This window comes from Catellatospora methionotrophica, assembly GCF_011297335.1.
Taxonomy (GTDB): Bacteria; Actinomycetota; Actinomycetes; order Mycobacteriales; family Micromonosporaceae; genus Catellatospora; species Catellatospora methionotrophica.
The window spans coordinates 819927-838755 of sequence record NZ_JAAOTJ010000001.1 but is presented as its reverse complement, the minus strand read 5'-3'; the positions used below and the strand labels follow the sequence as shown (position 1 = coordinate 838755).

15 protein-coding genes are annotated in these 18829 nt (G+C 69.6%); 13 read left to right on the top strand and 2 right to left on the bottom strand.

The window, feature by feature from the left end:
• Positions 1-29 precede the first annotated feature (29 nt).
• Positions 30-410, top strand: coding sequence for a MerR family transcriptional regulator (locus tag HAV40_RS03715; protein ID WP_166378962.1), 381 nt, complete (start codon positions 30-32; stop codon positions 408-410).
• Positions 391-1362, top strand: coding sequence for an aldo/keto reductase (locus tag HAV40_RS03710; RefSeq protein ID WP_166378960.1), 972 nt, complete (start codon positions 391-393; stop codon positions 1360-1362). The genes HAV40_RS03715 and HAV40_RS03710 overlap by 20 nt, the downstream gene beginning before the upstream one ends.
• An 87-nt stretch (positions 1363-1449) precedes the next feature.
• On the opposite strand, the gene HAV40_RS03705 is transcribed toward HAV40_RS03710, so the two are convergent.
• Positions 1450-2550 (bottom strand): RICIN domain-containing protein, encoded by a 1101-nt coding sequence (locus tag HAV40_RS03705; RefSeq protein WP_166378958.1) that lies wholly within the window; start codon positions 2548-2550, stop codon positions 1450-1452.
• A gap of 130 nt (positions 2551-2680) precedes the next feature.
• Between HAV40_RS03705 and HAV40_RS03700 the strand changes: the two genes are divergently transcribed.
• The 5 genes from HAV40_RS03700 to HAV40_RS03680 all read left to right on the top strand — a co-directional run bounded on the left by HAV40_RS03700 (position 2681) and on the right by HAV40_RS03680 (position 10253).
• Positions 2681-2944: a hypothetical protein gene (locus HAV40_RS03700; protein ID WP_166378956.1), complete on the top strand. Its 264-nt coding sequence runs from the start codon at positions 2681-2683 to the stop codon at positions 2942-2944.
• On the top strand, positions 2941-4296 hold the full coding sequence (locus tag HAV40_RS03695) for a ricin-type beta-trefoil lectin domain protein (protein ID WP_239086703.1): 1356 nt from the start codon (positions 2941-2943) through the stop codon (positions 4294-4296). The genes HAV40_RS03700 and HAV40_RS03695 overlap by 4 nt, the downstream gene beginning before the upstream one ends.
• A 95-nt stretch (positions 4297-4391) precedes the next feature.
• Entirely contained in the window at positions 4392-7088 is a 2697-nt protein-coding gene (locus tag HAV40_RS03690; protein ID WP_166378954.1) for an RICIN domain-containing protein, read from the top strand.
• 381 nt (positions 7089-7469) lie between these two features.
• Positions 7470-8408, top strand: a complete 939-nt coding sequence (locus HAV40_RS03685; protein ID WP_308441052.1) for a PaaX family transcriptional regulator — start codon at positions 7470-7472, stop codon at positions 8406-8408.
• A 339-nt stretch (positions 8409-8747) separates the two neighbouring features.
• Positions 8748-10253, top strand: coding sequence for an endo-1,4-beta-xylanase (locus HAV40_RS03680; protein WP_166378952.1), 1506 nt, complete (start codon positions 8748-8750; stop codon positions 10251-10253).
• A gap of 165 nt (positions 10254-10418) precedes the next feature.
• Here HAV40_RS03680 and HAV40_RS03675 read toward each other — a convergent pair whose 3' ends face one another.
• Complete coding sequence (locus HAV40_RS03675; protein ID WP_409364991.1) at positions 10419-11927, bottom strand: glycoside hydrolase family 27 protein; 1509 nt, start codon at positions 11925-11927, stop codon at positions 10419-10421.
• A 302-nt stretch (positions 11928-12229) separates the two neighbouring features.
• On the opposite strand from HAV40_RS03675, the gene HAV40_RS03670 reads away from it, so the two are divergent.
• The 6 genes from HAV40_RS03670 (at position 12230) to HAV40_RS03645 (ending at position 18801) form a co-directional block, all read left to right on the top strand.
• Positions 12230-13489 (top strand): ABC transporter substrate-binding protein, encoded by a 1260-nt coding sequence (locus tag HAV40_RS03670; RefSeq protein ID WP_166378948.1) that lies wholly within the window; start codon positions 12230-12232, stop codon positions 13487-13489.
• Between the two features lie 5 nt (positions 13490-13494).
• Complete coding sequence (locus tag HAV40_RS03665; RefSeq protein WP_203671634.1) at positions 13495-14457, top strand: carbohydrate ABC transporter permease; 963 nt, start codon at positions 13495-13497, stop codon at positions 14455-14457.
• On the top strand, positions 14457-15284 hold the full coding sequence (locus tag HAV40_RS03660) for a carbohydrate ABC transporter permease (protein ID WP_166378946.1): 828 nt from the start codon (positions 14457-14459) through the stop codon (positions 15282-15284). The genes HAV40_RS03665 and HAV40_RS03660 overlap by 1 nt, the downstream gene beginning before the upstream one ends.
• Before the next feature lies 1 nt (position 15285).
• Entirely contained in the window at positions 15286-16434 is a 1149-nt protein-coding gene (locus HAV40_RS03655) for a mandelate racemase/muconate lactonizing enzyme family protein (RefSeq protein ID WP_166378944.1), read from the top strand.
• 305 nt (positions 16435-16739) lie between these two features.
• Complete coding sequence (locus HAV40_RS03650; protein WP_166378942.1) at positions 16740-17552, top strand: FadR/GntR family transcriptional regulator; 813 nt, start codon at positions 16740-16742, stop codon at positions 17550-17552.
• Between the two features lie 397 nt (positions 17553-17949).
• On the top strand, positions 17950-18801 hold the full coding sequence (locus HAV40_RS03645; protein WP_166378940.1) for an amidohydrolase family protein: 852 nt from the start codon (positions 17950-17952) through the stop codon (positions 18799-18801).
• Positions 18802-18829 lie beyond the last annotated feature (28 nt).

Below are 18829 nucleotides of genomic sequence, written 5' to 3'. Positions count from 1 at the left end.
AGTGTGCTCTAACTGCGAGGCTGGGCGGCATGGCGGATGGGCTCACGGTCGGCGAGGTCGCGGACAAGACCGGACTGACGGCGTACACATTGCGCTGGTACGAGCAGGTCGGCCTGCTCGACCCGATCCCGCGCGACCACGCGGGCCGCCGCCGCTACCGGCTGCGCGACGTCGAGCGGCTCGACCTGCTGACCAAGATGCGCGCGACCGGCATGCCCGTGCGGGAGATGGTCCGCTACGTCGCGCTGGTCCGCGCGGGCACGCACAACCGCCGGGAGCGTCTGGAGCTGCTGGAACAGCACCGTACGACGGTGCTGCGCCAGATCAGCGAGCTGCAGCGCGACCTGGCCGTCATCGACCGGAAGATCACCAGATATCGGGGGCACCTGCATGCTGAACAGACTGATTGACCCGGCCGGCCCGGCGATCCCGGCGCTCGGCCTTGGCTGCATGGGCATGAGCACCAACTACGGCCCCGCCGACCAGGATGAGTCGCTGGCGACCCTGCACCGGGCGCTGGAGCTGGGCGTGACGCACTTCGACACGTCGGCGTCCTACGGCGACGGCCGCAACGAGCAGCTGCTGGCGCGTTTCCTGCCCGGCAACCGGGACCGGGTGTTCCTCGCCACCAAGTTCGCCATCCGCCGCGACGGCGGGGTGCACCGGGTCGACTCCAGTCCCGGCTGGGCCCGGCAGTCCTGCGAGGACTCCCTGCGCCGCCTCGGCGTCGACGTGATCGACCTGTTCTACCTGCACCGCCGCAATCCCGAGGTCCCGATCGAGGACACCGTCGCGGCGATGGCCGACCTGGTCCAGCAGGGCAAGGTACGCCACCTCGGGCTGTCGGAGGTCGGTGCGCAGACGATCCGGCGGGCACACGCGGTGCACCCGATCAGCGCCCTGCAGATCGAGTATTCGCTGTTCAGCCGTGACATCGAGGAGGAGGTGAGGCCGGTGTGCCGGGAGCTGGGCATCCGGATCGTGGCGTACTCCCCGGTCGGGCGCGGGCTGCTCACCGGCGCGATCCGGTCGACGGCGGGCCTGGCCGAGGGCGACAACCGGTTGAGCCATCCGCGGTTCGCCGACGGCAACCTCGATCACAACCTGGCCCTGGTCGACCGGATCCGCGACATCGCCGGGGCGGCCGGGTGCACGCCTGCCCAGGTGGCCATCGCCTGGGTGCTCGCGCAGGGCGACGACGTGCACGCGATCCCGGGTACGACACGCCGTACACACCTGGCCGAGAACGTCGCGGCCGCCGACGTCGTGCTCACCGACGAGCAGCTCGCGGCGCTGAGCGGGCTCGGCGAGGCGGCGGGCGCGAGGCTGTCGGCGTTCGCGCAGGCGATGGTCGGTCACTGACCGGCCACCCGTACGGGCCGGAGGCGGCAGGTCTACCGTGACGTCGGCTCCTGGTGACGCCGCGCCACGGGGACCTGCCGCAGCGGCTCAGACGCGGGTCCAGCGCTGGTTGGCCGCAGTGGTGCAGGACCAGAGGATCACCGGGGTGCCGTTGGCGGTGGCGTTGCCGGAGACGTCCAGGCAGAGTCCGGAACCCGCGTTGCTGACGGTGCCGTTGCCGTTGATGTTCCATCGCTGGTTGGCCGCGCCGCTGCAGGCCCACATCTGGACCTTGGTCCCCGGGGTGGCTCCGGTGGGCGAGTCCAGGCACTTGCCGAGCGACTGGATGGCCTGCCCGCTGACGGTCCACTGCTGGTTCGGGCGGCCGCCGCAGTCCCAGATGATCGGCTGGATCCCGTTGGCCGTGCTGCTGCCGGGCACGTCGAGGCAGCGCCCGGAGGCCGCGCCGACCAGCGCGGACGATGTCGGGGTGGTCTGCGTGCCGATGCTGCCGGGCACCGCGCGCAGCGCGGCGTACCAGGTGGCGGCCATCTTGTCGTAGCCGGTCGCGGTCGGGTGGATGCCGTCGATGAGGTCGGCAGTGGTGAGCGCGCTGCGCATGTCGACGAGGTGGACGCGCCGACCGGCGTTGACCTTGCTCTGGACGATGCCGGGAATGGCGGAGTTGAAGGCGCGGGCGGCGCTGTCCTGGCCGGTGTTGCTCAGCGCGATGATGGTCGCGACGAAGACGTCGGCTGACGGGACCGCGGCGGTGATGCGGTCGAGCAGCCCGGACAGTCTGCCCGGAGCGCCGGAGAGCTGGTAGTTCTGCAGGACGTCGTTGGTGCCGATGTGCAGCAGGACCGTGCGCGGGGCCGTGTTCTGGAGCCAGCCGCCGATGTTGGCGTCGATCTGGTCGATCCGCCACCCGGGGTGGCCCTCGTGGTCGTGGTCGCCGAGGGCGGCGGGTCCGTTGAACTGCGTGCCGACCAGGTCGACGCGGTATCCGGCGGAGGCGGTCCGCTGCCAGAGCCCGATCCGGTATCCACCCGGCACCTGGGTGCCCTCGGTAATCGAGTCGCCCAGCGGCATGACCCGTACCCCGCCGTTGGATTCGGCGTGGGCCACGCCACCCGGCATCGCGGTCACCGCGACGGTCAATGCCAGCGTGGCCGCCGCCGTGGCGAGCCGGCGCGCGTACCTGCCCATGGTCGTTCCCTTCGTTCACAACATGGATGACGTGTGATGTATTCGCTCCAATGTGACCGATAACATTGGATGCGTCAAGGGATGAATCTGCCATCTACCTTGGTAGTACTGACGGTCGTTGACATGTGACGTGTTACGTCGTTACGGTGGCGCTGTCCCACTGGGACAGTCGGCCTGGGGCAGCGAGCCGACCGCCGCTCAGCCCGCTGAGCGGTGCGGCGACCACCGGGCCGGTGACCGGCTCACCGGCCGTCACATCCAGGTCCGGCACCACCCCCGCAGACAGATCAACCGCCTGCCCGCCCGGCGCGGCGGTCTGGCCGTGCTGTCCCGCCCCGGTCGCAACCGGATGACGGCAGTGCGGTTCCCTCCCGGCAAGGAGACGACACCGTGACATCCATCCACCACCGACAGGCCCGGCAACGATGGTTCGCCGCGCTCGGCGCATCCGCCGTCGTCCTCGCGGGAACCCTCGTGGCCACCGCGCTGACCGGCCCGGCGGCGTACGCCGCGACGACCGCCGGATGCGGCAAGGCCCCGACCCTGCGCACCGGCACGTACACCATCCAGAGCGGCGGTCAGAGCCGCAGCTTCAATCTGCGCGTTCCCGACGGCTACAGCAACTCCCGCCCCTACCGGCTCATCTTCGCCTACCACTGGCGGGGAGGGACCATGAACGACGTCTCGTCGGGCGGCAGCAGCGGGACCACCTGGTCGTACTACGGCATGCAGCAGCAGTCCGACAACAGCGCCGTCCTGGTCGCCCCGCAGGGACTCGGCAACGGCTGGGCCAACTCCGGCGGCGCCGACGTCACCTTCACCGACGACATGATCCGCATGATCGAGACCGACCTGTGCGTCGACACCACCCAGCGGTTCGCCATGGGCTTCAGCTACGGCGGAGGCATGAGCTACGCGCTCGCCTGCGCCCGCGCGGCCGTGTTCCGCGCCGTGGTGGTGTACTCGGGCGCGCAGTTGTCCGGCTGCGGCGGCGGCGGCCAGCCGATCGCCTACTTCGGCATCCACGGCATCTCCGACAACGTGCTCAACATCTCGCAGGGCCGCTCGCTACGCGACGCCTTCCTGCGCAACAACGGCTGCGCGCAGCAGAACGCCCCGGAACCTTCGGTGGGCAGCGGTCGGCACATCACGACCACCTACTCCTGCCGGTCGGGGTATCCGGTGCAGTGGGCCGCGTTCGACGGCGGTCACGGGCCGGCGCCGGTGGACAACTGCTCCGGCTGCGAGGACGGCGCCCGAACCTGGACCAAGGCGGAGGCCTGGCGGTTCCTGTCGCAGTTCGGCTCGAGTTCCCCACCGAGCTCCGCGCCGCCGAGCAGCCCCACTCCCGGCCAGTCGAACGTACTGCTGGTGGCCCAGCAGTCGGGACGCTGCGCCGACGTGCCCAACTCCAGCACCGCCAACGGCGCCCAGCCGCAGCTGTGGGACTGCCACGGCGGCACCAACCAGCGCTGGACCTACACCGCGAACCGGCAGCTCACGGTGTACGGCAACAAGTGCCTGGACGCCAACGCCAACGGGACCGCCAACGGCACCGCCGTGATCATCTGGGACTGCAACGGCCAGGCCAACCAGCAGTGGGTCCTCAACGCCAACGGCACCGTCACCGGTGTCCAGTCGGGGCTGTGCGTCGACGTGTCGGGCGCGGCGACCGCCAATGGTTCCAAGCTCCAGCTGTGGAGCTGCCACGGCGGCGCGAATCAGCAGTGGAGCACCCGGAGCTGACCGGGACCACCGGGCCGGCCGCACAGTGCCGGCCCGCACGCACTCCGGACGCAGCGGCGGGCACCGCCGAGCTGCGGTATTCGAAAGGAAGAGACGTGAAGTCAGCTCTGTCGACCGTAGGACGATCACTGGTGGCGGTCGCGGCCCTCATCGGTGCCTCGATGGCGGCCGCCGTAGCCGCGCCGGCACCGGCCTCGGCCGCGGTCCAGGCGACGTACTACGTCGCCCCCAACGGCAACGACGCCAATCCCGGCACCATCGGCTCGCCGCTGCGGACCGTGCAACGCGCCCGGGACCTCGTCCGCACCGTCAACACGAACATGACCGGCGACATCCATGTGTATCTTCGCGGCGGCACGTACCCGGTGAGCAGCACCGTCGAGTTCGGCACAGCCGACTCGGGCACCAACGGCCACCGGGTCGTCTACGCCGCTCACCCCGGTGAGACGCCCATCCTGGACGGCGGCGTGCAGGTGACCGGGTGGACCCAGCACAGCGGCAACATCTGGAAGGCGCCGCTCAGCCGCGCCAACAAGCTGCGCGCGCTGTACGTCAACGACAGGCGCGCGTACATGGCGTCCAAGACGATCTCGTCTGCCGGATGCTACGGGACGTACAACATCACGGCCGGTCAGGCCGCATGGGCCTGGGAGTCCGGTGCACAGTGTGACGGTGCCAGGTACAGCGCGTCGGACTTTCCCGCCGTCAACGGCAACCACGACGACATCGAGATCGAGACCGGCACCACCTGGACCACGGCCATCGTCGGAGTCCGCCAGGTGACCAGCGACGGCTCCGGCCGCATCGCGCTGTTCCAGCAGCCGGGCGCGGCCATCGCCCAGGGCGCCTTCAACGGCAACGCCCAGGTCGGCGGCAGCCACAAGGTCATGAACGCCTACGAGTTCCTGGACACCCCCGGCGAGTTCTTCTTCAACAAGTCCACCGGCACCCTGTACTACTACAAGGCGAGCTCGGAGAACATGGCGACCGCCACGGTCTTCGCCCCCGCCAACGTGACCACACTGCTCCGGATCGCCGGCACCTCCACCAGCGGCCACGCCCGCAACATCACGCTGTCCGGGCTCACCGTGCAGCACTCGGACTGGAACCTGTTCACCGTGGCGGGCTCGTCGTACAAGCAGGCGCAGCAGGGCAACCTGGGTGCCACCGCGTACGCGAAGGGCAACTTCCACGTCTACCACTACCGCAACGTCGACGTCACCCCGACCGCCGTCGACATCCAGAACGCCGACGGGATCCTGCTGCAGCGCAACCGGATCCAGCACACCGGCGCCGACGGCGTCGGCATGGTCAACGACGTGCAGAACTCGTCTCTGATCGGGAACTTCACCAACGACATCGCCGGGTCGGCCGTCAGCGTGGGCCACCCCCAGCACGTGTACATCGGCGACCATACGTCGAGCAACCGCGAGAAGTACCCGGTCGGTGTCGAAGGCCTGCCCAAGAGCATCGAGATCAGGAACAACTACCTCTACGACAGCGCCGTGCTGTTCAACGGGCACAGCCCCGTCACCGCCTACTTCGTCGACACCCTGACGGTGCAGCGCAACCGCATCGAGAAGGCGCCGTGGTCGGGCATCACGATGGGCTGGGGCTGGTGGAACTTCGACGGCTCGGCGGGCTCGATCGCGCCCAACCGCCCGACGACCACGGCGCGCAACAACAACATCAGCTACAACCACTTCGTCGACACGGTGCAGCGGCTCAGCGACACCGCGCCCATCTACACCCTGGGCAGCCAGCCGGGAACCACCATCAGCGACAACTACCTGCAGGGCGTGCCGTCCGGGCACAAGTACGGGCTGCACCCCGACGAGGGCTCCGCGTACCTGACGTTCCGCGACAACGTGCTGAGCGTGGACAAGAACGTCACCTGGCTCGTCAACTCCGACGACTGGGGCCGCAAGCACGACCTGAGCATCACGCAGACGTACGGCCCCGTCAACAAGGTGTCGAACAAGAACCTGCCTGGCAGCACGGTCCACGACATCCTCGTGTCGTCGGACTACGTCTGGCCCGCGGCGGCCTACGGCATCGCCGTGAACTCAGGGCTGGAGGACGCCTACCGGAGCATCATCCCGCCGGGCAATCTCGTCCTGCCCGACTATGTGCTCCCGGCCGGCACCTACGTGGGCAGCTCCGGAACGTCGATCCCGATCCGGAGCACCGGCGACGCCACCAGGTCCGTCTGGCTCGCCCCCTACGGCACGACCAGCTTCACCGCGGGGGCGACGATGACCCGCGCCGACGGCACCGCGACCTCCGTCGCCGTGCCCACCGCGGCCGGTGAGTACCGGCTCTACGTGGTCGACGCGCAGGGCGTTCGCTCGGTGGAGTCGAAGTCGATCGTCCGGCGGGAGGGCGCCGGCGGGGGCGGTCGGCAGAACGTCCAGATCGTGGGCGGCCAGTCCGGCCGCTGTGTCGACGCCCCCAACAGCGCCACCGCCAACGGCAGCCAGCTGCAGCTGTGGGACTGCCACGGCGGCACCAACCAGCGCTGGACGTACACCAGCGGCAAGCAGCTGACCCTCTACGGCAACAAGTGCCTGGACGCTTCCGGGAGCGGCACGGCCAACGGCACGGCTGCGGTGATCTGGGACTGCCACGGCGGCACCAACCAGCAGTGGAACCTCAACGCCAACGGCACCATCTCCAGCGTGCAGTCCGGTCTGTGCGTCGACGCCACCGGCGCGGCGACCGCCAACGGCACCAGGCTCGTCCTGTGGGCGTGCAACAGCGGTGCCAACCAGCAATGGAGTCTGCGCAGCTGACGATGCGCCGTCGACCCGGTCTCGCCGATCACGAGACCGGGTCGACGACCCTCGTCAGCGCGCGGACGCCGGCAGGCGGTGCTCAGGCAGCCGCACAGGTGAGTAGACCAGCGGTTTCGGCGTGAACTGGACGTTCGTGTCATGGCATTTCCTCGATAGCAACAGTCGCGGGTCGGCCTGCCCTGGCCTACCCCTGTCCGTGTGCCGGACTTCCATTGCGTACGCGTCGGGCTCCCTCGACGACGTGTGCCATGAAGGATGCCGGTCGGACAGGAAAGTGTCAATCGAAAGCCTCGGATGGCCACCGCTGTCCCGGCGTCGCACCTACGATGGGCGCAACCCCGGGCCGCGGGGTGTGGTCGTCGCAGCGCCGGAGTCCTGGTGAACCTGTTCGAGATCGAGGAGACCTTCCCCGATGTGGCCGGCTCCCGGCTGCCCCGGCGCCAGGCGGGCAACTCGCCGCAGGGTTTGGCGACGACGCTGGTCGCCGACTACACGCTGCCCACCCGCGCCTGGCTGCCGTCGGCCGCCGTCACCACCCTGCTCGGCGAGTTCGGGATCACCAGCGGCGCGGCCCGGACCGCGATCAGCCGCCTGGCCCGCCGGGGCGTGCTGGAGGGCAGCCGCGACGGCAGGCACAGCTTCTACCGGCTGACCGGCGACGCCGCCGACGAGCTCGCAGCGGGGGGAACCTGGATCGCGCGCTTCGCCGAGCAGCCGCGCCCGTGGGACGGCACCTGGACCCTGGTCGCCTTCTCGGTGCCGCAGGAGCACGACACGCGGCGGCGATCGCTGCGCGGCCAGCTGCGATGGCTGGGCTTCGCGCCGCTGTACGACGGGCTGTGGGTCTCGCCGGATCCGTGGAATCCCACCGTCGCCAGGCGGCTGGCCATGCACGGAGCCGGTGCGATGACCGTCTTCCGGGCAGCGCATGTGGACCTCGCCGCCACCGCGGACCGCAACCCGATCGAGGCGTGGGACATCGCCGGGATCGCCGAGCACTACGCGGCGTTCGACCGGCAGTGGCGGCCGCTGCTGCCGGACGTCCGCGAGGGGCGGATCGCCGGAGCGGCCGCGGTCCGGGCCCGTACCCAGATCATGGACGCCTACCGGCACATCCCCCTGCTCGATCCGCAGCTGCCCGTGGAGCTGCTGCCGGCGGGCTGGCCGCGTACGCGCGCCCGCGAGGTGTTCGTCGAGATCTACGACGGCCTGGCCGAGCCTGCGCGCAGGCACGTCGTCGAGGTCGTCGGCCGGTCGGCGGGCGAACCCCCGATCGGCATCACGGCGCACACCGTCGCGATGATGGCCGCCGCCTGAGCCGTTCCGAAGGTGGTCCGGAAGTTTCGGTAGTACCACGATGGATCAACTATGCCGTCTATTTTCGCGCCGCGCGACGGGCGGATTTCGGCCAGTCATGATGATCGCTATAAGAGCGCCGAGAGCTCTATAAACGTCGCCCCAGACGGGTGTGGATCCGGTGTTGCGACGAGCCCGTGTCCCATTTGCTCAGTGATCATCTTCCGGAAGTTATCGAAAAGTTCCCGTTGCGGCAGACATCCAAGCGTGGCAACATGCCCCGGTATCGATGCCCGATCCCACGGTGCCGCGCCGATCGCCCGAGACGACGCAAGCGCCGACCACGAAAGGAGATCCGTGATGACAGCGCCTTCCGCCGCGCATCATGGCCGGAACCCACGGCGACGATCGCCGCTGCGCACCGCCTCGCTCACCCTGGCCGCCGGTGCGCTCACCGTGCTGACCGTCGTGCTCGTCATCCCGAACGCCAACGCGGCGGCCAGCACCCTCGGCGCCGCGGCCGCGCAGTCGGGGCGGTACTTCGGCACCGCCATCGCCGCCAGCCGGCTCGGCGACTCGACGTACACCTCGATCTCGGCCCGCGAGTTCAACATGGTGACCGCCGAGAACGAGATGAAGCCCGACGCCACCCAGCCGAACCGGGGCCAGTTCAGCTTCAGCGCCGGCGACCAGATCTACAACTGGGCCAACCAGCGCGGCATCAAGGTCCGCGGACACACCCTGGCCTGGCACTCCCAGCAGCCCGGCTGGATGCAGAGCCTCAACGGCAGCAACCTGCGCCAGGCGATGATCGACCACATCAACGGCGTCATGGCCCACTACAAGGGCAAACTCGCCGCCTGGGACGTGGTCAACGAGGCCTTCAACGAGGACGGCAGCCGCCGCTCGTCCAACCTGCAGGGCACCGGCAACGACTGGATCGAGGTGGCCTTCCGCACCGCCCGTGCGGCCGACCCGTCGACCAAGCTGTGCTACAACGACTACAACATCGAGAACTGGAGCTACGGCAAGACCCAGGGTGTGTACCGCATGATCCAGGACTTCAAGTCCCGGGGCGTGCCCATCGACTGCGTCGGCCTGCAGACCCACTTCACCGGCGGCAGCTCGCTGCCCGGCAACTTCCAGACCACCCTGTCGAGCTTCGCCGCCCTCGGGGTCGACGTGGCCCTCACCGAGGTCGACGTCACCAACGCCTCGACCTCGCAGTACGCCGGCCTCACCCAGGCCTGCATGAACGTGGCGCGCTGCATCGGCATCACCGTGTGGGGCGTGCGCGACAGCGACTCCTGGCGCTCCAGCGAGAGCCCGCTGCTGTTCAACAGCGGCGGCGGTGCGAAGTCGGCGTACACCTCGGTGCTCAACGCCCTCAACGCCGCCTCGCCGCAGCCGTCGCAGTCGCCGCCCACCTCGCCCTCGCCGGGGACCTCGCCTGGCCCGAGCGCCTCGCCGACACCTCCGTCGGGCGGCATCGGCCGGATCGTGGGCGCACAGTCGGGCCGCTGCGTCGACGTGCCCAGCGCGTCGCAGAACAACGGCACGCGGGTGCAGCTCTACGACTGCAACAACCAGGCCAACCAGCAGTGGACCTACACCTCCGGCAAGCAGTTGACCGTGTACGGCAACAAGTGCCTGGACGCGGCCGGTTCCGGCAACGGGGCCCAGATCCAGATCTACAGCTGCAACGGTCAGGCCAACCAGCAGTGGAACCTCAACGCCAACGGCACCATCACCGGGGTCCAGTCCGGCCGGTGCCTGGATGTCTGGAGCGCCGCCAACGGTGCCCAGGTGCAGCTCTACGCCTGCAACGGCCAGGCCAACCAGCGGTTCAGTCTCATCTCCCAGTAAACCCGCACCACGATCGGGTGGCCCCGGCGGCCGGGGGCGCAAGTCGCCTCCGGCCGCCTCGCCATCGATCAATTGACGTATGACGTATGATGGAACTACGGTGGGGCCCAGCGCGGGCCGCGGTGCCGGAGCCAGGTCACCGCGGCCCGCGTCCGCTGCCTCGGGCTAACGGCGGGTCCAGCGCTGATTGGCCGCACCCGTGCAGGTCCACAGCAGCACCAGCGTTCCGTTGGCGGTGGCGTTGCCGCTGACGTCGACGCACAGCCCGGACTGGCGGCTGCTGACCGTGCCGTCGGAGTTGACGTTCCACTGCTGGTTGGTGCCGCCGTTGCAGTCCCAGAGCTGCACCTTGGCCCCCGCCGTGGCATTGAGCGGTGCGTCGAGGCACTTGCCCAGCGCCTGCAGCGCAGCGCCGTTGACGGCCCACTGCTGGTTCGCGCCGCCGTTGCAGTCCCAGATGACCGGCTGGGTGCCGTTGGCGGTGCTGCTCTGCGGGACGTCCAGGCAGCGTCCGGACGGCGCGCTCACGAAGGTCGCCGTCGTGGGCGGGGGAGTGGTGCCGCCGCCGCTGACGCGGTACACCACCGTGCCGTGCGCCGGAACGCTGGCCGCGATGGTCCCGCTCGTGGAACTGGTGGCGTTCGTCCACGCGTCCAGCAGGGTGAAGGACGTGCCGGTCTTGCCCGCGGCCGCAGCGGTCGTGGAGACGTTGGTGGTGGTCGAGCCCTGGTTGAACAGCGCGACCGCGACATCGCCGTTGGCCAGCCGCTTGGCCAGCACGCGGCGGGTGCCGTCGTGGGAGACCTGGGTGGCCTGCAGGCCGAGCGCGTCCTGGTTGATCGCGATCAGGTTCGCGTTCTTGAGGATGGTCTGCGTCGCGCCGGACATGGAACGCAGGTCGTTTCCGGCGATCAGCGGCGAGGCCATGACCGCCCAGAGCGCGAAGTGGCTGCGCATCTCCGTGTCGCTCATGCCGCCCCGGCCGACCTCCATCATGTCCGGGTCGTTGAACTGGCCGGGCCGGGCGTAGGAGGCCAGGGGGACCGTGACGTTGACGATGTTCTGGATGCCCATCGGGTAGCCGTTGGCCTGCCCGGTGTCCCACGCGTTGGTGATGTCCTCGGTGGTCCGCCACATGTTGGCCACGTCGCCCCAGTTGCGCAGCGGCCCGGTCTTCGCGTGGATGCTGTTGGGGTTGATGCTGTACACGATCGGGCGGCCGGTGGCGGCGAGTGCGTCGCGCATCTTGGCGAAGGTCGCGACCTGCTGGTCGATGGTGCCGGTCGGCGAGCACCAGTCGTACTTGAGGAAGTCCACCCCCCAGGCGGCGAACTGCCGGGCGTCCTGGGCCTCATGGCCCTGGCTGCCGGTCGCGCCGGGGTAGGACCCGAAGTACTGCGCGCAGGTCCGGTCCAGGGGCACCTGGTAGATGCCGAACTTGAGGCCGCGGCCGTGCAGGTAGTCGCCGAGCGCCTTCATGCCGCTGGGGAACCGGGTCGGGTCACCCTGTAGGTTGCCGGCCGAGTCCCGGTTCGGGTTGAACCAGCAGTCGTCGACCACGACGTACTGGTAGCCGAGGTCGCGCATGCCGCTGCTGACCATCGCGTCGGCGTGCTGCCGGATCAGGCCTTCGTTGATGTTGCAGCCGAAGGTGTTCCAGGAGTTCCAGCCCATCGGCGGCGTACGGGCGACCCCGTTGTCCAGGGCGTGGGCGGTGGTGCTGGGCAGGCTGACGGCCGATGCGGCCAGTAGCAGGCCGACGGCGAACGCGGCCAGCCTGTGGCGGGGCCGGTGGCGCAGGTTCATGTTCTCTCCCAGGGTTGTCGCGTGAGCGGGCCAGGAACGTGTGACGTGATAGCCCCGCCGGTGGTCGCTGCTGTCCACAGTGGTGCGTTGACATCACACATCATATGACTTAGCTTGGCTGCATTCCAGCTGACGGCCGGCACTTCCGGCCATTCTCGAGATGAGAATCAATGAAGCAGCGCGTACTCTGGCCGGCCGCCGTCGCGGCGATGCTGGCCTTGGCAGGCTGTGGAAGCGCCACGGGCGACGAACCCTCGTCCAACGCGGCGAGCGGCAAGCTCGTGGTGTGGGACTGGAAGTCCAGTGACAAGACCGCGACCGCATACGTGGAGAAGGCGAAGGCCGACTTCGCGAAGAAGCACCCAGGCGTGACCGTCGAGTTCGTCGCCCAGCCGTTCGACCAGTACTACACCCTGCTCGGCGCAGCCATCCAGGCGGGCAAGGGCCCCGACGTCATGATGTTCAACGGCGGCGGCCAGATCCGCGACCGCGTCGACGCGCTGGTCCCGCTGGACCAGTACGTCACCCCGGACAGGGACCGGCTGACCGGGTGGGCCGCGTTCACCAGGGACAGCAAGGTGTTCGCCGCCCCGGTGACACTGCAGGGCCACCCGATCTACTTCAACAAGAACCTGTACAAGAAGGCCGGGCTCGACCCGCAGCGCCCCGCGACCACCTGGAGCGGCTTCACGGCCGACTGCGCCGCCATCACCAAGGCGACGAAGGCCACCTGCTTCGCTCTGGGCAACAAGGAGGGCGCCGGCATCCAGTTCTTCCTGTCGGCGTTCGGCTCGGGGGCGCTGTCCCCCCAGGAGTACGACGACTGGATCGCCGGTCGCCGCGACTGGAACTCCCCGCACGTCAGGCAGATCTTCCAGCTGTGGAAGGACGTCGAGGACCGCGGGCTGAACAGCAAGGGCGGCAACTCGACCACGATGTTCACCGACGCCTTCGGCATCTTCCAGGCGGGTAAGGCGACCAACATCATCGGCCTGATGTCCGACATCGGGCACTGGAAGGACTTCAACGAGTTTCTCGGCCCCGAGAACGTCGGCGTGATGAAGTCGCCGGTCATCACCGACGGCGCCACCCCCAGCCTGCCGTTCGACGGCGGCATCGGCTACGGGGTCGCCAAGTGGACCAAGGACCCGGCCCTGGCCGCCGACCTGGTGCGCTCGCTGACCTCGACCGAGGCGCTGACCGCGTTCTACACCAACGCCGGCGCGGTCGTGTCCGACACCACCGTCAAGGCCGCCGAGCCTGCGGTCACCTCGCTGGTCGCCGACCTCAAGACCGGCAAGCCCGCGTTACACGTCGCACTGTCGTCGAAGACCATCGAACTGATGGGCCGGCTGTCCCAGCAGATCCTCGACGGTTCCGTCACCGTCGACGCCGCGCTCAAGCAGCTCGGCGAGTCGGACCGAGGCTGACCACCGTGCCGCTCGGTGATTTCACGCCGCTGTCGGCCCGCTCCGCTCTGGCGGGGCGGGCCGATGGAGCGGCCACCACGGCACGCGGCCGGCGCAGGACCGGCGCGCTGTCGGGCGAACGGCTCTCCCCGTTCGTGCTCATCGCCCCCGCCGTCCTGGTCATCGTGCTGTTCCGGCTGTGGCCGCTGCTGCTCGGCGTCAACTTCTCCTTCACCGGAGACGGCGAGCGCAACGGTGCGGCGGTCGGCCTGGACAACTACGCGGAGCTGTTCGCCGACCCCCTGTTCCTCGGCGCCCTGCGCAACGTGGCCTGGCTGGTGCTGCTGCTGCCCGTGGCGGTGGCGATCCCCGGCATGCTCGCGACGTTCATCTACCTGCGCGTACCCGGGCACCGTCTCTACCGCAGCGTCTACTTCTTCCCCGCGGTGCTCTCCCCGGTGATCGTAGGATCCATCTTCAACCTGCTCCTGTCCTTCGACGGCCCCGCGAACAAGCTGCTGGAGGCCTTAGGGCTCGGCCCGGTCGACTGGCTGGGCGACTCCGACGTGGCGATGTTCACCGTCGTCGGCGTACACGTCTGGGCCACCTTCGGGATGTCGCTGGTGGTGTTCCTGTCCGGCTTCGCGACGCTGGATCCGGCCCTGCTCGACGCCGCCCGGTCCGACGGGGCGCGGCTGTCGCAGGTCATCTGGCACGTCATCATTCCGGGCCTGTCCCGGACCATCCAGTTCGTGTTCGTGACCACCATGATCGGAATGCTGACGTCGATGTTCGGGCTGATCTACGTGATGACCAGCGGAGGTCCGGGCGGGTCGACCTACCTGCCCGAGTACTACATCTGGATCCAGCAGGGCCAGATGAACCGCCCGGCGTTCGCCTCGGCCGCCTCCACGGTGCTGTTCCTGGTCATGCTCGTCGTAGGGCTCGCACAGGTCAGTTTCCTGCGGCGCACCGGCCGGGAGGACTGATGCGCGGCGCACGCCTCAGCCGATGGCTGATCGCCCTGCCCATGGCGCTGCTCGCGCTCGCGACGATCTACCCGCTGGTGTTCACCGGCAACGCGGCGATGAAGACCCGGCGCGAGTACATCCTGGACCGGTTCACGTTCGCCGACGCGATCCGCTGGGACAACATCGCCACGGCCTGGACCAGCGCGGGCACGGCGCGCTACTTCGCCAACTCGGTGATCGTCGTGACCGGTGCCGTCGCGCTGCTGCTGCTACTGGGTTCGATGGCCGGATTCGCGCTCAGCCACCTGCGCTTTCGCGGCTCGCGGGCGCTGTTTCTGGGGTGCCTGGCGGCGCTGTTCGTGCCCTTCCAGGTGATCATGGTGCCGCTGGTGCGGACGATGGCCGACACCGGGCTGGTGGACACCTATCCGGGGCTGATCCTCGCCTACGTGGCGCAGTACCTGCCCTTCACCATCTACCTGATGACCAGCTACTACAGCGCCATTCCGGCGGAGATCGTCGACGCGGCGCGCATCGACGGCAACACGACCTACGGGGTCTACCGCAGGATCATGCTGCCGATGGGCCGGCCCGCGCTGCTGTCGGTCGGGGTGCTCAACGCGCTGTTCTGCTGGAACGACGTGCTCGTCGCGCTGCTGATGATGCCGTCAGCGGAGCATCGCACCCTCATGGTCGGAGTGACGTCGCTGCGCGGTCAGTACTCGGCCGACATCCCCACCTTCGCCTCGGGGGTGCTGATCGCTGCCGTGCCCGTACTGGCGGTCTACCTGTTCTTCCAGCGCCGGATCGCCGACGCTGTCACCGCTGGTTCGACGAAAGGCTGACATGCGCATCACTGGGTATCGCGCCCTCAACACCGTGCAGGAATGGGGCCGCCCCGTCGGTGACGCCAACGGCGTGTACGCCGACGGACTCACCGAGGTGCCCGTCGTCGTGGTGACCACCGACGACGGCCTCACCGGCGTCGGCATGGGCCCGCACGTGGAGCTGGACGCGATCTTCGCCGCGATCGACGGGGAGGACCCGCGGGCGGTGACCGCGCTGTACGACCGGATGCTGCGCCAGACGTTCAAAGCCGGGCACTCGGGCGCGGTCTTCGGGGCTATCGGGGCGTTCGACACCGCGCTGTGGGACATCAAAGCCAAGGCCGCGAGCCAGCCCCTGTGGCGGCTGCTCGGCGGCCGCGACCGCCAGGTGCCCGCCTACGCCTCCGCACTCGACATCGGCCTGCCCGACGACGACCTGGTCGCCACCTACCGGTCCTACGCCGAGCGCGGCATCCGGGCGGCCAAGCTCAAGGGCGGTCTCGACGTCGATCGCGACCGGCACCGGCTCGCCCTGGTCGGCGACATGCTCGCCGAGGCCGGTGGTGGGTCCCGGCCCGGCCTGATGCTCGACGCGAACGAGTGCTGGAGCCGCAAGCAGGCGGTCCGGTACGTCGCCGAACTCGAGCGCACGCTGGATCTCATCTGGATCGAGGAACCGGTGCGCCGCTGGGATGCCGAAGGGCATGCCGCGGTGGGGCGGGGCACGCGTGCCTCGGTCGCCAGCGGCGAGAACCTCAGCGGGCTGGAGCAGTTCCGGCCGCTGCTGGCGGCCGGTGCACTGGACATCGTGCAGACCGCGTCGGTGTGGGGCGTGACCCACTTCCTGCGGGTGTCGGCCCTGGCCCACGCCTACGACCTGCCGATCAGCCCGATCGGCACCAACCCGGTCGGGCTGCTGCACGCGGCGACGTCGGTGCCCAACCATCTGGTCAGCGAGCTGCAGGTGCTGTGGCCGCCGGTCGGCATGGACATCGACCTGCGGATCGAGGGCGGATCGTTCGTCCTGGGGGATACGCCGGGGCTGGGGATCTCCCTGGACGAGGCCGCGATGGCGGCCTGTGCGTTGCGTCCGGCCACGGTGCCCTTCGACGGGCCGGGCGTGCGTCCGGAACGGGCCGGCCGGCGACTGCTGGCGGTCGGCGGTTGAGCGGGGGTGGCCCGCGTTCACGGGTGCGGGCCCGCTCGGGCGGGTGCGGTTGAGTGAGGGCGGCCGCCCGAGCCGATCGCAGTGTCAGCGCGCCGTCGGCGTGCGCGCTGACACTGCGATCCGAGGGGCATCGCATCCATGCGACCCTGCCCGGTGCGCGCAGATAACCATTCGTGCAAGAATCTTCCTGGTACGGAGACAGGACAGTGACGTATGACATCTGACCTGTGACGTCTTAACAGCGTGCCGTACACTCGTCGTCGTCGGGTCTGGTGGTCCGGCGACCACTGATCCGGGAGGGCGCGTTGACGCGGCACGTAGTGGCCGACCCGTTCGGCATACCCCATGCATCCGCAGGTGACGCCATCCCGCCCCGGGCCCGTGGGACCAAGCTGGGCATCAACGTCGTGCAGCAGATCGTCAACGACATCGTGCGCGGTGTCCTCCCCCCGGCCTCGACCCTGCCGCCGGAGGCGGATCTGTGCGACCAGTTCGGGGTCAGCCGCACGGTGATCCGCGAGTCCGTCAAGGTGGTGCAGGAGAAGGGCCTGGTCCGCATCGAGCACGGCCGGGGCACCCAGGTCACCGACCCGCGCCAGTGGAACCTGCTCGACGACGTGGTGCTGACGGCGATCATCGCCCACGACGCCAACCTCTCCTTCCTGGACGAGCTGGTCGCCACCCGCACCGCGCTGGAGGCCGACATGGCCGCGGCCGCGGCGACCTCGTACACCGGCGAAGACCGGTTGCGGATCAGCGCCTCCCTCGAACTCATGCGTTCGAAGATCGACAATGTGGCGGAGTTCGCCGCCGCCGACGCGCACTTCCACGACATGGTCATGGCCGCGTCGCGCAACAGGCTCGGGCGCGCCATCGTCAACAGCATCCATGACAAGGCTCGCGGCAGCATGCGCTACCACGGCGAGTACAACGAGGCCGTGATGCGCCAGACCCTGGACGAGCACCAGGCGATCCACGACGCCATCCTGTCCAGGGATCCGGCCGCCGCCGCGGCCACGATGCGTTCCCACATCACCGGCTCGTGGAGCCGCCGGCGGCCGCAGGCCGACGCGCAGGCCCCGTCGGCTTCGGCCGCCCGCCGCCAGAACGCCCGCTGACCCGAGTCGCCCAGCCCGACGCTCTTCATGATGCGATCCGCGGCAGGTCGCCCTGCGATTTCTCGCATCGGGTCTTGCTATGACGTCATACGTATGATGAGCTAGCGCGCAGAGTGCAGCGCTCAGATGGGCACGATGCCTTCCTGGACCCTTGCCGGGTCGGAACGTGCCCGCCTCAGCAGCGTGAACACCCTCAGCCGACGCCGGCCCGCACCCCGCCGCGTGCGGGTCGGCGTCACCTGGGTCGGACCTGAGCCCGGCCACCGCCGATCGCCACGACGATACGGAGTACCGCAGTGCAGCAGCTCGACTGCGCCGGCCGCGCCGCGGACCGGTCTTCTGCCTGCCCGGCCAGGCCCGCCGTTCGCGCGGCCGTCACCGATCACCGGCGGCACCGGTGATCGTCGACGCGCACGCGCAACTGTGGGCGGCGGACAGTCCCCACCTCGCCGCCGACGGGTACGCCCCTGTCCGGCGTGACCACGGCCTCGGCGAGCTGAAGGCGGAACTGAGCGAATCGGAGGTCGACGCCTGCGTGCTCGTCGAGGCAGAAGGCGTGACCTCGGCCGACACCACGCGGTGCCTCGAGATCGCCGCCTGGACCCCGTGGGTGGTGGGCGTGGTGGGCTGGGCCCCGCTGGCCGACCCCGACCTCGGTGAGATCATCGGCAAGCTCCGCGCCGAACCGGGCGGGCAATGCCTCGTCGCGCTGCACGAGCGCGTGTATGAGCAGCCCGAGGACTTTCTCGACCGGCCGGCGGTGCGGGCCGGTCTGTCCACCGTGGCCGGACTCGACCTGGTGATCGAGTTCGCGGTGCGCGCCGAGCAGCTGGCTTCCGTGGCGCGCCTGGCCCAGGCGATGCCGCACGCCCGGATCGTGCTCCAGCAGGCCGGGTCGCCGTGGGTGACCGGCGGTGCCGATGGGCTGAGCGACTGGCAGCGCGAGATCGAGCCGGTCGCCGCGTGCGACAACGTGCTGGCCAAGCTCAACGGGCTGGTGACGCTGGCGCACTGGGAACGGTGGTCGGTGGACGACCTGCGGCCCTACGTGGACCACGCGGTGCAGGTGTTCGGCGCGCGACGGCTGATGTTCGGCTCGGACTGGCCGATGTGCCGGCTGGCGGCCACCTATCCCGAGTCGCTGCGGGCGATCACGACGCTGTTCGGCGGGCTGCACCGGGACGTCTTCGCGGCGACCGCGGTCAGCGCCTATCGGCTGGACGTGGCCGACCTGACCCGGCCCGCCTGAGGTGATCCCGCACCAGGCCACGGCCCGG

Excerpts from the sequence above, each read along its gene's own strand:
- HAV40_RS03660 (WP_166378946.1), top strand. The coding sequence starts at position 14,457 with ATGCGCGGCGCACGCCTCAGCCGATGGCTGATCGCCCTGCCCATGGCG.
- HAV40_RS03670 (WP_166378948.1), top strand. The coding sequence starts at position 12,230 with ATGAAGCAGCGCGTACTCTGGCCGGCCGCCGTCGCGGCGATGCTGGCC.
- HAV40_RS03715 (WP_166378962.1), top strand. The coding sequence starts at position 30 with ATGGCGGATGGGCTCACGGTCGGCGAGGTCGCGGACAAGACCGGACTG.
- HAV40_RS03680 (WP_166378952.1), top strand. The coding sequence starts at position 8,748 with ATGACAGCGCCTTCCGCCGCGCATCATGGCCGGAACCCACGGCGACGA.
- HAV40_RS03710 (WP_166378960.1), top strand. The coding sequence starts at position 391 with ATGCTGAACAGACTGATTGACCCGGCCGGCCCGGCGATCCCGGCGCTC.
- HAV40_RS03705 (WP_166378958.1), bottom strand. The coding sequence starts at position 2,550 with ATGGGCAGGTACGCGCGCCGGCTCGCCACGGCGGCGGCCACGCTGGCA.
- HAV40_RS03675 (WP_409364991.1), bottom strand. The coding sequence starts at position 11,927 with ATGGGCTGGAACTCCTGGAACACCTTCGGCTGCAACATCAACGAAGGC.
- HAV40_RS03655 (WP_166378944.1), top strand. The coding sequence starts at position 15,286 with ATGCGCATCACTGGGTATCGCGCCCTCAACACCGTGCAGGAATGGGGC.